Below are 13,551 nucleotides of genomic sequence, written 5' to 3' on the forward strand. Positions count from 1 at the left end.
TCCTCTACAGTGCCCACTTGGCATGCGCGGACATCTCGCCCATGTTGTCCAGACAGAAGAGTCTCGAGCTGAACTGCCACGACCCGTCGACGCAGGTGAAGCGATCGAAGTAGCGCCCCGCCAGAATAGGTTGCAGGGCAAGATTTTCGGTACCTTGGATGACCGTGACGTACGAGAGTGCCGTCGCTGATTCACCGTCGACTGCGATTCGCGTGTTGGTCAGCAGATGTTTGGTTCGTGGAACCGGCGGATCACCGTACATTCGAATGAAGCCGCTGCAGGCTGCGAACACTGCGTCGGCGTCGGACGAAATGAGCGTGGTGGCAACCCCGTCCGGCCCGCACTGCCCGTAGTCGGACGAGGCGAACAATGCAGCGACTTCACGCAATCGGCCCTGATCGATCAGATGCGTGTACTCGCAGAGCAGGTCACGGATCGCCGACTCGGCGACGATCCGTGACAGCTCCGTGGTCATACGGTGATCTCGCGCCGAACCATCTTGCCGGTTGCATTGCGAGGCAACAGATCGCTGGTGATGCGCCACTTCGACGGCACCTTGAAGTAGGACAGTCGCTCGGCGGCGTAATCACGCAGCTCCGCCTCCGTTGTGGCGGCTCCGGGACGCAGGACAACCACGGCGGACACTTCCTGGCCGAGGTCGGGGTGCGGCATGCCGATGACAGCGCACTCGATCACGTCTGGGTGTTCGTCGAGCGTCTGCTCGATCTCGGTGGGGTAGACGTTCTCGCCGCCACGCAGGATCAGGTCGGAACGACGACCGGTGAGACGGAGACGCCCGTTCTCGATTACGCCGAAATCGCCGGTGCGAAGCCAGCGTCCGGGGGCAATTGCCGACTCGGTCGCCTCGTCGTTCTCCCAGTATCCGAGCATGACGAAGGGGCTGCGTACGCACACTTCACCTTCGATGCCGTCCGGCAGCCATTCGCCGAAGGGATCGCGAATCTCCATCGAGACGGTGATGATCGGACGCCCGAGAGTGCCTGGGAATTCTTCGAGTTCGGCGCCGACGGCGACCGCAATGGCGGTGCTGCATTCGGTGAGGCCGTAGCTGTCGACCAGAGCATTGCGTGCGAACGGCACCTGCTCCTTGAGGCGTTCTTTGAACGCGGGCGACGACGGCGCGGATGCCAGCGAGAATGCAGTCAACGAAGAGACGTCGTACTTGGCGATGTTGCCGTGCTCGAGTAGCCGCGATGCCATCGTGGGGACAGCACCCCAGTTGGTGACACGCTCGCGTTCGACCAACCCGAGCACCTTGTCGACGTCGAAGCCGCCCTCGGTCAGGATGACTGCACTGCCCGTCGCGAGACGGGGGACCACCAGATTGTGAAGGCTGGCGATGTGGAAGAGCGGGGAGGTGAGTAGATAACGCAGTGGGCTCGGCTTGGAAGCGTCGTACTCACGGCCGGTGAATGCGGCGCCGATCGCGTCGCTGTACTTGTGGTAGTCGACGACGGCCATCACGTTGCGGTGCGAATGGAGTGCGCCCTTGGGGCGGCCGCTGGTACCACTGGTGAACAGGATGACGGCGGGGTCGTCCTCGTCGATGTCGGTGTTCGGCACGTCGGAGCCTGCATATTCCGCGATGAGCGCGGGCAGATCCTCTTCCATGGTGAGGACCGTGATGTCTGCCGGCAGTTCGGGGAGGGCGGCGCCGCGCTTGGCGTCCACGACCAGAACCTTCGGACGTGAGAGCTCGATCCCGTGGGTGACCTCGCGCGGAACCCACCAACCGTTGAGACCGACTGCGATCGCGCCGAGCGCCTGCGTCGCGAAGAACGTCATGACCCATTCGGGAGTGTTGGCAGCGAGGATGCCCACACGGTCGCCCTTGCGGACTCCGTACTTGTCCCGCAGAGCTGTTGCCAGCGCGGCAACGGAATCGGCATGCTCGGTGAACGAGATTCGACGATCGCTGGTGACGAGATAGTCGCCGTCGCCCCAGGCCCGGGATGCCGAGATCAGTTCACCGATGGCGTGACCGCGGTTCTTCATCACAGGCATGACGGTGCCGAGAACCTCTTCTTCGACGATCTCGAATGGCCCACCTGGACCGGTGAGGCGTGAGACCGCCTGGTCCAGAAGCAACTGCGGATCTGCGGGGGCAGTCATGGAATGGCCTTTCGTATTGTGGCGCTTTTCACGTCACAAAATCTCACGAGAAAATCATATCTGTGGCGGCGGTTACCACTGAGCGAGACTGGGACGGTTCCGGCTCTGAGGCGTCGATACGTTCGAGTCGTATCGCAGTTGGAGTAATCGACATTCCGATATCGACTAGGACACAGGACACGATGACGAACACCGCCACCGAAGCATCTTCGAATGCAGCTCTTGCAGCTCCTCAGCGCGAGGACGTCGCGCAGATGTTGATCGACCGTCTCGGTGATCAGCACCTGGGCCTGCGGACGCGGACGCAGGACTGGAGCTGGGACGAGGTGGTGCGCGAGAGCGCAGCGCGCGGCTCGCTGGCGAAGTCGCTTCGCGCGCCCGGACCGTTTCACATCGGAGTACTTCTCGAGAACGATCCGGAGTTCCTGTTCTGGCTCGGCGGCGCGGCCCTGACCGGGGCCACGATCGTCGGCATCAATCCGACCAGGCGTGGAGCTGAACTCGAGGCTGAGGTCCGGTACGTCGACTGCCAGCTGATCGTCACCGACAAAGCAGGCTACGAGAAGCTTGCCGGCCTGGACCTCGGGCTGACCGAAGATCGTTTCGTCCTGGTCGACGACGCGTCGTACCCGGACAGGATTGCAGCACATCACGTCGAGTCGCCTCAGATCGACCTCGGTGTCGACGCATCGACGCTGTTCTTGCTTCTCTTCACCTCGGGCACTACCGGAATGTCCAAGGCAGTGCGGTGCAGCCAGGGGCGTCTGACGCGGTTGGCCTACGCGAACTGCGCCAAGTACGACATCGACCGCGACGACGTCTGCTACTGCTGCATGCCGCTCTTCCACGGCAACGCGTTGATGGCTCTGTGGGCGCCGGCCCTTTCGCAAGGAGCTACGGTCTGCCTCGTTCGTAAGTTCACGGCCTCGGGATTCATGCCGGACGTTCGGTTCTACGGCGCAACATATTTCACCTACGTCGGTAAGGCCTTGGGGTATCTCATGGCGACGCCGGAACTGCCCGACGACATCGAGAACACCCTCACCCACGGCTTCGGGACCGAGGCGTCGCCGGGGGACAAGGCAGAGTTCATCCGTCGTTTCGGTGCACAGCTTTTCGAGGGATACGGTTCGAGTGAAGGTGCCGGTTCAGTAGTGCTCGATCCGAACCAACCTACCGGAGCGCTGGGCCGTCCCGCGAGCGAGAACATCGTCATCGTCGATCCCGATACGCGCGAAGAGCGACCCCGCGCAATTCTCGACGAGCACGGTCACGTGCTGAACCCCGACGAATCCATCGGCGAGATGGTCGACAAGGCCGGATCGAAGAAGTTCGAGGGGTACTACAAGAACGAAGACGCGATCGCCGAGAAGATTCGCCACGGTTGGTACTGGACAGGCGATCTCGGCTACGTCGACGAGGCCGGCTTCATCTACTTCGCGGGACGCAAGGGCGACTGGATCCGCGTCGACGGTGAGAACACCTCGGCTTTGATGATCGAGCACATCCTGCGTCGGCACCCCAAAGTGATTGCCACGGGTGTCTTCGCGGTACCGGATCCGCGTTCGGGTGATCAGGTCATGGCTGCGATCGAGGTCGCCGATCTCGCCGATTTCGATCCGGTCGAGTTCGCCGACTACCTTGCCGCGCAGGCGGATCTGGGTACCAAGGCAGCGCCACGATTTGTTCGCGTTTCGACCGACCTGCCCGTCACGGGCTCCAACAAGGTACTCAAACGTGAACTTCAAGCCGATCGCTGGCGGACCGACGAACCAGTGTTCCACTGGGTGGGCCGAGGCACTCCCGAATACACGTTGATGACCGAAGCTGACGTGGTGAACCTGGAGAAGGAGTTCGAGACGCACGGCCGCACGCGGTTCCTGTGAGTGAAGTTGCGCTGGTGACCGGCGCTTCCCGGGGGATCGGCCGAGAGTGCGCGCTGGCATTCGCGCGCGCCGGATTCGACGTTGCAATCACTGCTCGCACCGTTCGTGAAGGAGAGGGGCGGGCAGCCCCGCGAACGAGGCAAGGCGAGCAAGTGATTCCGGTGCCCGGCAGCCTGGAGACGACGGTTGCCGAGATCGAGTCCTTCGGTGTGCGCGCATTGGCCGTTCCGATGAACCTGCTCGATCTGGCATCCGTCCGCGGCGCCGGTGAACGGGTGCTGGCCGAGTGGGGACGTGTCGACGTGCTGGTGAACAACGCCTATGCGCAGACTGTCGGAAACATGGACCGGGTGCTCGACATCGAGATCGACGACGCTCAGGCGATGGCGATCGGGAATTATCTGCACCAACTCGCTCTGGTCCAGGTGATACTCCCGTCGATGATCAAGAGCGGCAACGGCGTAGTGGTCAATCTGGCATCAGGCTCGGCGACCATGGATCCGCCTGCGCCTCCCGGCGAGGGTGGTTGGGGTCTGTCGTACGCCGCGTCGAAGGCGTCGTTCGGACGTATTGCCGGAGCGATCAACTCCGAGTACCGAGACGCCGGAATCAAAGCGTTCAACCTGAGTCCGGGATTTGTCATCACGGAATCAGGGAAAGCCCGTGGTGGCGCGGACGCAATCGTGGACGCCGGATTTGCGGCCACACCGGCATCCGTACCCGCTGCAGCGGCGGTGTGGCTTGCAACAGATCCCGATGCGGACCGGTACCTCGGTCGCGTCGTGGATGGTCCGAAATTGATGGCGACACTGGAGGAAACGGTATGAAGCTCGGCGTGGTCGTTCCGGTCGAACTGGGTCGAAGCGGAGACCCTGATTGGATTCTGCAATTCGCCCGTGCGGCCGAGTCGCTGGGTTTCGACGAGATCTCGGCAGTGGAGCACTCGGTGGTCATCGCCGACACCGAGAGCGAGTACCCCTATTCTCCGACCGGAAAATCGCATCTTCCCGATGACTGCGACATCCCGGATCCGCTCGAACTGCTTTCGTTCGTGGCGGGTGCCACAACCACTTTGGGCTTGTCCACTGGAGTTCTGGTACTGCCCAATCACAATCCGGTAGTGCTCGCCAAACGATTGGCGACGCTCGATCGCCTTTCCGGTGGGCGATTGCGCATCTGCCTCGGCCTGGGGTGGATGAAGGAAGAGATCGAGGCGTGCGGCGGTGACTTCGAGCGCCGCGGCAAGGTAGCCGATGAGGCCATCGCGGTGATGCGTTCACTCTGGGCGGGCAAGGAAGCGGTCGATTTCGACGGCGATTACTTCTCGTTCAAGGGTGCATACAGCTGGCCGAAGCCGCACCGCGAATCCGGAGTTCCGCTCTACATCGGTGGACACAGTCTCGCTGCTGCTCGGCGAGCAGGCCGATTGGGTGACGGTTTCCAGCCGCTGGGACTGGCCGGTGAAGATCTCGACAAGGCCGTAGCAGCGATGAAAGCTGCTGCGGTGAAGGCAGATCGAGATCCTGCCGACGTCTCGCTGGTACTCGGTGCGACACTGCCCAGGCTCGACGAAGCGAAACTCGAGTGGGCACGCGGGTTGGGAGCCGATCGAATCGTGCTGTCCGCCAGTCGTCGTGGCACGTCGCTGGAACTGATCATCGACGAAATGGCCGAATGCTCGAAGCGGCTGGGGCTGAGTAACTAGGAGTGCGGGCGTGACCGGCAGCCATCGGAGCGGCTGCCGGTCATTGCTGTCGGAACGTCGATCAGTTATTGCTTGGTCAGCAATTTGCTCCGGAGCTTTGTGATCGTGTCGGCGTCAAGTTTCAGCACGTCCTGCGAAAACTTCTCCCACCCACCGAACTGGTCGCGAATCTTGTCGAGTACTGGCTGAATCTGGCTGGGACGCTGCTCCATCAACGGTTTCAACAGATCGACATCGATTCCTTTCGAAGACAGAAACGTGTAGGTCTGTTCGTTCTTGGCTTTGTTGTAGGTGTTCGACAGGACGAAGTCGTCGACGATGGTCTTGTCAGGAACACCCAGAATGCCGAGAAGTAGAGCTGTCATCAGTCCAGTGCGGTCTTTGCCTGCCGTGCAGTGGTACGCGACTGCGGACTCGGAATCGGCGATGGTCCGTAGGGCTTGGGAATACCCAGCCATTCCGTCAGGCTTGGACAGTTGGTCGACGGCGCCGGTGTCGCTGATCCGGACGGCTTCACCGCCCCCGAGCACCTGCTCCACGATTGCAGGGTCACCAGATTTCAGGGCACTCGTAATCGCTGTGGCAAGAGCCTGAGTGCCGGCATCCAGGACTGCCGTGTTGACCACTTTCACGTTCGCGGGAACCTTGTCTGCTCCGTCCTTGGCGATCTCGCTGTCACCTCGGAAATCGACAACGGTCCGGATGCCTGCGTTCTCGATCGTTTGTTGATCGTCAGCAGTCAGATCGCTCAAGCGGTCGCCACGAAAAACCAGGCCCCACTTGACTGATCGGCCGTCGGCTGTCTCGTATCCGCCGACATCACGCACGTTGGCTGCGCCCTGCAGCGTCACGTGGCGGGTTGACGCGATGGTGGAAGTGCCGTCCTCGTCTATGACCTCGAAGTACCAGCGTGACAGTGGGTCGAGGCCGTCGACCTCAGTGGAGAAGCCGTCGACCGTGCCAATTTCCTTTCCTTCTGCGGCTGGGTTTTTCGGGTCGGTGGCGGCGAATACACGCACCTTTTCCGAGCCGCCGTGTTCCCAGACCAGTGAGTAGTGTCCGGCGGACGCTGATGTCACGTCGAGGTCGGTCGGCGTTTTCGCCGACTCGGCCTTGCTGCATGCGCCGAGTACGAGCATGAGTCCTGCCGCCGACAGCGCAAGAACTCGAGTTTTGCAAGTAGCCATGGGTCCTCCGAATCCAATTGGAAATCGGAGGCTACGCACCAGTGATCACTGTGTCGTGACCGTGTTGTGCAGAGCGGGAAAACTGCAGGCTGGAGTGCTTGTCGCCGATGATGATCAGGGATGGGCCAGCCCGTTCAGGAGCATCGCGCCGACAAAGATGGCACTGCTTGCGCGGGCGCTGCAGGACGGGTTGATCGCAATCGACGAACTCTGATCGAAGCGCGAGCGATCGGGTGCGTCGATCCGGGAAGTCAGTCGAGGGCGGTGGCGTCGGTTGTCGGCGTCTTGGTGCCGGGAGTCGCTTCGATGTCGAGAACGACCTGGCTGTCTGTGGCTTCTTCGGGGAAGACGTACCGACGCATGGCCCACCAGCGGAAGGCCGTCGCCAGCAGGGTCCCGATGATCGATCCGCTGATGAAGTCCGCGAAGTTTTCCATCAACACCGACACCTCGGGTTGACGCAGATGGAACACGTACCTGGAGGTCCAGAGTGGTACCTGGTTGATGGCCAAACCGATACCCGCGACGATGAAGAACAGAGCGGCCTCGTGATGGCGCTGTCGACCACCGCGCTGAGCAAACGACCATTCGCGGTTGAGGACGTAGGACAGAACCGTCGCGATCAGGACCGCAAGGATGTTGGCCGTCACCGGGTGCTGAGGCAGAACCGTCCACTTGATGCCGAAGAACAGCACCGTGGTGACGATGAAGGCGATGCCGCCGACCACCAGGAACTTGAGCATTTCTGCGTGCGGCAGGACGCGCACGAGAACCCGCTCAGGAAGCCTATTGACCATCTTTTCGACAAACGCCATTGTTCGAGGCTAACCCTGAATACGACCGAGGGCACAAATCGTCGATGCCCGTGTCGGCAAGATCATCAGAATCCGTACCCGAGAATTGCGGGCTTCTGCGCGTTGAAAGCGAAGTCGAAATTCAGGATCTCCTGCGGATCGGACGCGTGGAGTCGGTGCGCCGCCGCGAAGGTCTTGGCCTGGTGCTCGCCCAAGTACAAGCTGCTCAGGACATCAGAGGGCATCGTGATCGCAGGCACCGCGTCAGTGGCCGTACAGGTGGCCTTGCCGCCCTTGACCTGAAGTGCGAAGGTTCCGCCGGCCTTCAGGAACGGATCTTCGACCTTGATGACTGTGTCCAGGTCAGCAGCATATTCACGAGCCTCGAGAGCCGCGGGAACGTCCATGATGCGCAGCCACAGTCGATCGGAGCGCGTCGTCGTCCGGGCAAGGCGGTAGTCCGTGAGCATCAGCCGGAGTGGATCGGCAGGATGCTGGCGTGTCTCGATCCGGGTGACGAGGTCGAGGCCGCAGATCGTGCGCCACAGCGCCGCGTGCGCATCTTCGGTGATCGTCACGAACTCGTCGATCCGGGCGATGCTGTCGCGGCCCTCGCTCGTGTGCCGGTAAGCGATGTATCCGTCCGCGTGTGTCAGAAAGAACAGTCCGGAGGCGCCGTCACGATCCTCGGACGGGTCGGCGAACATATGGTCCCAGAGCGGTTGCGGACGGACCTGAGCGCCGGGTGTCTGCAGCCGCCAGCGGTCGTAGATCTCGGGAAGAAGCGTCGAGGCAGCTTTGATGTCGACGATGGACACGCCACCATTGTTGGGCACCTCGGGGCGGAATCGTGCGAAGCGGCGATCGAGGGTGATGCCTTCGCTGAAGGTGGCCGGGCCGTATCCGAAGCGGTTGTAGATGCCGGCCTCGCTGGCCGTCAGGGCGGCAAGCGGTGCTCCGGTCGACTCGATGTGGGCATGAAGCGCAGTGAACATCGAGCGTAGGACGCCACGACGACGGTGAGTCGGGGCGACGGATACCCAGGTGATTCCACGCGTGGGGAGTTGGCGTCCGCCGGGCACGGTGAATTCCATGTCGATTTCGATGGCCACGCCGACGGGTAGGTCACCGTCGACGGCAAGGATGATGTCCTCGGGCTTGTAGAGCGCCTTCGTCAGTTCGCTGACCGCGGGAGACGGGTGAAAACCGAACCCCACCGAGTCGAGTAGTTGGAGAGCCGGCCAGTCACTCTCGGTCGCGGTGCGGATGGTGATCTTGTTTTCGGGGCTCACGTGTATCGACTCTGGCATAGATTGCACGAAGACGCACATGAATATCGGGGCTGACGTTTCCGCACCGGCTCCCAGGGGTACCGCCCGACGGACCAGTCCTGCGGCACGGAGAAAACCGATACGGAGAAACACTGTGGCGATCACCGACATCAAGGAATATGCCCATCTCACCGAGGAAGACGTCGAGGCACTCGGGCGCGAGCTGGATGCCATTCGGCTCGACATCGAGGAGAAGCGCGGCGCGCACGACGCTCGATACATCCAGCGGACGATCGCGTTTCAGCGCTCTCTGATGGTGGCCGGCCGCATCGTCTTGTTCGCCAGCAAGAAGAAGCCTGCCTGGATTCTGGGGACTGCGCTCCTGGGGGTCGGCAAGATCATCGAGAACATGGAACTCGGCCACAACATCATCCACGGCCAGTGGGACTGGATGAACGATCCCGAGATTCACTCGAGCAACTGGGAGTGGGACAACACCTGCCCGTCCTCGGGATGGAAGCACTCGCACAACTTCACCCATCACAAGTTCACCAACATCGTCGGACTGGACAACGACGTGGGCTACGGAATCATGCGCGTCACGCGCGATCAAAAGTGGCACGCCGACTATCTCTTTCAACCGATCACGAATTTCGTGCTCGCGACCCTCTTCGAGTGGGGAGTGGCACTGCATCACCTCGAAACGGACAAACTCCGCAAGGGTGAGGTGAAGTGGTCCGAGAAATCGGACATGGCCAAGGACGTCGGTAAGAAGATCGCGCGTCAGGTGGCGAAGGATTACATCCTGTTCCCCGCCCTGACCGGCCCCGCGTGGAAGACCACGTTGACGGCGAACGTCGTTGCGAACCTCATCCGAAACTACTGGAGTTACGCCGTCATCTTCTGCGGGCACTTTCCCGACGGTGCCGAGAAGTTCACGCTCGAGGAATTCGAGAACGAATCGCGCGCTCAGTGGTACCTACGACAGATGCTGGGCTCTGCCAACTTTCATGCCGGTCCCGTCATGGCCTTCATGAGCGGCAACCTCTGCTACCAGATCGAGCATCACTGCTTCCCGGATCTGCCGAGCAATCGGTACTCGGAAATCGCGGTGCCGTTGCGCGACCTGTGTGACAAGTACGACCTCCCGTACACGACCGGGCCGCTGTGGAAGCAGTACGGATTGACTCTGCGCACCATCTGGAAGTTGTCGCTGCCCAACAGGTTTCTCTCGGCTTCCCAGGACGACGCTCCGGAGACGCACTCGGAGTTGAAGTTCCGCATCCGAGGCGGAATCAAGGAAGTGTTCGGCGTCGATCCGCAGACGGGTAAGCGGCGCGGACTGCGAACAGCGATCGCGATGGTCTCGAGCTGATCAGTTACCGCTTGTGCGCCATTGAACGAACCACGAGATCGCCGGTCGACTGGATTGCCTGCACCAGCACGATCAAGATCACGACTGCGACGAACAGCACCGGTGTGTTGAATCGTTGGTAGCCGTACTTGATTGCGAAGTCGCCGAGTCCACCGGCGCCGATGGCACCTGCCATGGCCGAGAAGCCGATCAGCATCACCGCCGTCAGGGTTGCTCCTGCTACCAATCCCGGAACGGATTCGGGCAGTAGCACCTTGGTGATGATGTCTTTGTCGGTGGCGCCCATGGACCGCGCTGCCTCGACGCGTCCGGAATCGACTTCACGCAAGGCGTTCTCGACGACGCGCGCAAAGAAGGGCACCGAACCGATGGTCAGCGGGACGATCGCTGCCGTGGCGCCGAGCGCTGTTCCGACGATCGCCCTCGTTGCCGGGATGAGGAGCACCAACAAGATGACGAACGGCAGCGAACGGCCGATGTTCACCACGGTGCCCAGAACCGAATTGAGGACGCGGTTGGGACGGATTCCGTCGGGCGCGCTCGCGTGCAACAGAACACCGAGAGCGATACCGATGATCACGGTGAGCACGAACGAGACACCGACCATGTAGAGCGTGTCGAGTAGGGCTTCCCATGCTTCGCCCAGGGAATCCTGCCAGGACGTCTTGTTCATGAGAACGTCACCTTCACTCCGCGCTGCGAAAGATGTTCTTCGACAGACTTTCTTGTCTCTTCGTTGCTGATGAGTCCCGTGTGCGAGGCGAACTCCACGCGAAGGCGACCGACCTGATGGGATCCGATGTCCTCGATACCGCCGGAGATCACGGTGACGTCGACGTCGAGATCTCGTGAGAGTTGGGAAATCACGGGTGAGGTGGACAGTGAATCGACAAAGGTGAGGAGCGCCGGAATTCCGGTCGTGGACGTTCGTACCGTTCCGGTCGGCAGTAGCGCCTCTCCGAGGGGTGAGTCCGGGTCTGCGACCAGTTCGGTGAGCGTTCCCTCGTCGACGATGCGGCCCTGATCGATCAGCGCAGCGCGATGGCAGATCCGTCGAACCACGTTGAGCTCGTGGGTGATCAGAACAATGGTCACACCGAGTCGTCGATTGAGATCGGCGAGCAGGTCGAGGATCGAATCGGTTGTGTCCGAGTCGAGGGCGCTCGTGGCCTCGTCGCACAGGAGGACGTCGGGTGAAGCCGCCAAGGCTCTCGCGATGCCGACGCGTTGTTTCTGGCCGCCGGACAGTTGCGAGGGGAAGGCGTCACGTCGGTCTTCCAAGCCCACCAACTCGATCAGCTCGTCGACGCGGGCACGTCGATCTGCCCGCGAGTATCCCGCCACTTCGAGAGGGAAGGCGATGTTGGCGGCGACCGAACGGGAATGCAGCAGGTTGAAATGCTGGAACACGACACCGATCCGCTTGCGTGTGTCGCGCAGTTGCGCTGGGCTCAACGCGGTCAGATCGGTGTCGCCCAACAGAATCCGGCCACTGGTCGGGCGTTCGAGCAGGTTGAGGCAGCGCAGCAAAGTCGACTTGCCGGCGCCGCTTTTGCCGATGATGCCGAAGATTTCGCCGTCTTCGATTTTCAGGGATACGGAATCGAGTGCATGCAGAACTTGTGTGCCGCTGCGGTATTCCTTGGAGACCGATTCGATCGAGAAGACCATGACGGGTCTCGATCAGGTAGCGCTGGCCGGAATGACCGAGCCCTGGTAGGTCTGCTCGATGAACGTCGCGACGTCGGCGGACGTCAATGCCTCGGCCAACTTCTGTACTCGCGCATCGTTTTCGAGCGAGGTGCGTACGGTCAGGACATTGGCGTACGGGTTGCCCTCGGCCTTCTCGAGCACCAGGGCGTCCTTGGCCGGGTTGAGGCCACCTTCGATTGCGTAGTTGCCGTTGATGATTGCGAGATCGACATTTCCGTCGTCGAGCGTGCGCGGCAGCTGCGGGGGATCGACCTGGGTGAACGTGAGTCCCTTGGGGTTGTCGATGATGTTCTTCTCGCTGATCTGCGTGATGTCGGTGCCGGGGGCGCCCAACTGCTGATCGAGCTTGATCAATCCGGCCTGCTGCAGCAGGTACAGCCCACGGGCGAAGTTCGTCACGTTGTTGGACAAAGCGACCGTTGCGCCCTGGCGCAGGTCGGCCACGTTGGTGACCTTCTTGGAATATGCACCGAGGGGCTCGACGTGGACCTTCGCCACGGCGACCAGGTCGTCGACACCCTTTTCCTTCGACCACGATTCCTGGTACGGCACGTGCTGGAAGAAGTTGGCGTCGGTGTCTCCGGCTTCGAGCACCTCGTTGGCGTCGAGATCGCCGGTGATCTCGCTGACCTCGATCTTGGTGTCACCGAGCAGGCCCTTTTCTTCGACGAACTTCAGGATCTCGGCGTGCGGAACCGAAGAAGCGACGATGCGAAGAGGTGCGTTCTCGTCGGAGGAGTTGTCGCTCGAGCACGCGGCTACGGTTCCGACTGCGACGGCGGCCACTGCGAAGGCAGCGAGGAATCTTCTGGTGCGCGAGCGTGACATGTGAATCTCCAAGACATAGCCGAACGCACGCCGAGATGGCGTGACAGTTGCTGAACGCTAGCCCGGTAAACCTCCCGTGAGGAGATACAGAATCACCGCGATTTTTTCATGTACCTATTGTCCGAGCAGGATGACCGGAACGTCCTCGGCAAAATCGACTACCAGTTCGCGACGCGAGAACAGCCAGGTGCCGTCGACCTTTTGGAAGCTGTCCTGGTAACGGATCTCGATCCGGTTGTCCCGGTGGCCCTCGCCCCGCGGATAGATGTGGTGAGCGGAGCAGTAAGCCTCACCGTGTGCGGTGGTGGGGCCGTCGAGGTCGAGGATCTGCTGCTCGACGATGTGCCGGGTCGAGTGCAGATGTGAGACGGCATCGACCACCGAACTACTGACGACGGTGTTCCCACGTATCTCCGTCGGCGCATCCGTTCCGTTCAATGCCGGCGGCAAGACGAATGCCACGTCGTCAGTGAAGAGAGCCGCAAGTGCGGTGGTGTTTCGACGGTCGACGGCCTGTGCATACCTGGCGGCCAAGTCGGTGAGAGCGACGCGATCCGAGGAGTCCATGCGCATATCTCACCCTATGTGACGCCGCTCATGTTTCGGCTTCCCGCTCATCGAGACACTCACAGCGCCCACCTGGGCATCTGGTTAGCGTC

General features: G+C 61.5%; 14 protein-coding genes. 5 read left to right on the top strand and 9 right to left on the bottom strand.

What is annotated here, in order from left to right:
- Positions 1 to 4 precede the first annotated feature (4 nt).
- A complete protein-coding gene (locus tag ATN37_RS26115) occupies positions 5 to 475 on the bottom strand; it encodes a nuclear transport factor 2 family protein (RefSeq protein ID WP_218695783.1) in 471 nt (156 codons plus the stop codon).
- Complete coding sequence (locus ATN37_RS26120) at positions 472 to 2,133, bottom strand: class I adenylate-forming enzyme family protein (protein ID WP_218695785.1); 1,662 nt, start codon at positions 2,131 to 2,133, stop codon at positions 472 to 474. Before ATN37_RS26120 ends, ATN37_RS26115 begins: the two co-directional genes overlap by 4 nt.
- A gap of 254 nt (positions 2,134 to 2,387) precedes the next feature.
- On the opposite strand from ATN37_RS26120, the gene ATN37_RS26125 reads away from it, so the two are divergent.
- The 3 genes from ATN37_RS26125 to ATN37_RS26135 are packed head-to-tail and all read left to right on the top strand — an operon-like array spanning position 2,388 to position 5,724.
- Positions 2,388 to 4,019, top strand: a complete 1,632-nt coding sequence (locus ATN37_RS26125) for an AMP-binding protein (protein WP_372447549.1) — start codon at positions 2,388 to 2,390, stop codon at positions 4,017 to 4,019.
- Entirely contained in the window at positions 4,016 to 4,846 is an 831-nt protein-coding gene (locus tag ATN37_RS26130) for an SDR family NAD(P)-dependent oxidoreductase (protein WP_030536994.1), read from the top strand. The genes ATN37_RS26125 and ATN37_RS26130 overlap by 4 nt, the downstream gene beginning before the upstream one ends.
- Entirely contained in the window at positions 4,843 to 5,724 is an 882-nt protein-coding gene (locus ATN37_RS26135; RefSeq protein ID WP_030536995.1) for an LLM class F420-dependent oxidoreductase, read from the top strand. Before ATN37_RS26130 ends, ATN37_RS26135 begins: the two co-directional genes overlap by 4 nt.
- A gap of 65 nt (positions 5,725 to 5,789) precedes the next feature.
- On the opposite strand, the gene ATN37_RS26140 is transcribed toward ATN37_RS26135, so the two are convergent.
- Positions 5,790 to 6,911, bottom strand: coding sequence for a tyrosine-protein phosphatase (locus ATN37_RS26140; RefSeq protein ID WP_218695787.1), 1,122 nt, complete (start codon positions 6,909 to 6,911; stop codon positions 5,790 to 5,792).
- Positions 6,912 to 6,966: 55 nt separating this feature from the next.
- Between ATN37_RS26140 and ATN37_RS32800 the strand changes: the two genes are divergently transcribed.
- Positions 6,967 to 7,125, top strand: coding sequence for a hypothetical protein (locus ATN37_RS32800; protein WP_223304510.1), 159 nt, complete (start codon positions 6,967 to 6,969; stop codon positions 7,123 to 7,125).
- A gap of 37 nt (positions 7,126 to 7,162) precedes the next feature.
- Here ATN37_RS32800 and ATN37_RS26150 read toward each other — a convergent pair whose 3' ends face one another.
- Entirely contained in the window at positions 7,163 to 7,726 is a 564-nt protein-coding gene (locus ATN37_RS26150) for a GtrA family protein (RefSeq protein ID WP_003939753.1), read from the bottom strand.
- 65 nt (positions 7,727 to 7,791) lie between these two features.
- Complete coding sequence (locus tag ATN37_RS26155; protein WP_374103526.1) at positions 7,792 to 8,997, bottom strand: enhanced intracellular survival protein Eis; 1,206 nt, start codon at positions 8,995 to 8,997, stop codon at positions 7,792 to 7,794.
- 133 nt (positions 8,998 to 9,130) lie between these two features.
- Between ATN37_RS26155 and ATN37_RS26160 the strand changes: the two genes are divergently transcribed.
- Positions 9,131 to 10,351 carry a fatty acid desaturase gene (locus ATN37_RS26160; protein WP_021331991.1) on the top strand — a complete coding sequence of 407 codons (1,221 nt, stop codon included), beginning with the start codon at positions 9,131 to 9,133 and terminating at the stop codon, positions 10,349 to 10,351.
- 4 nt (positions 10,352 to 10,355) lie between these two features.
- Here the strand turns inward: ATN37_RS26160 and ATN37_RS26165 are convergent, their stop codons facing one another.
- The 4 genes from ATN37_RS26165 to ATN37_RS26180 form a co-directional block, all read right to left on the bottom strand.
- Positions 10,356 to 11,024, bottom strand: coding sequence for a methionine ABC transporter permease (locus ATN37_RS26165; protein ID WP_007732650.1), 669 nt, complete (start codon positions 11,022 to 11,024; stop codon positions 10,356 to 10,358).
- Positions 11,021 to 12,022, bottom strand: coding sequence for a methionine ABC transporter ATP-binding protein (locus ATN37_RS26170; RefSeq protein ID WP_218695791.1), 1,002 nt, complete (start codon positions 12,020 to 12,022; stop codon positions 11,021 to 11,023). Before ATN37_RS26170 ends, ATN37_RS26165 begins: the two co-directional genes overlap by 4 nt.
- A gap of 12 nt (positions 12,023 to 12,034) precedes the next feature.
- Positions 12,035 to 12,892: a MetQ/NlpA family ABC transporter substrate-binding protein gene (locus ATN37_RS26175; RefSeq protein ID WP_003940478.1), complete on the bottom strand. Its 858-nt coding sequence runs from the start codon at positions 12,890 to 12,892 to the stop codon at positions 12,035 to 12,037.
- Between the two features lie 114 nt (positions 12,893 to 13,006).
- Positions 13,007 to 13,465, bottom strand: coding sequence for a nuclear transport factor 2 family protein (locus tag ATN37_RS26180; RefSeq protein ID WP_063315782.1), 459 nt, complete (start codon positions 13,463 to 13,465; stop codon positions 13,007 to 13,009).
- Positions 13,466 to 13,551: the final 86 nt, after the last annotated feature.

Source organism: Rhodococcus sp. MH15, assembly GCF_019266045.1.
Lineage (GTDB): Bacteria > Actinomycetota > Actinomycetes > Mycobacteriales > Mycobacteriaceae > Rhodococcus_F > Rhodococcus_F qingshengii.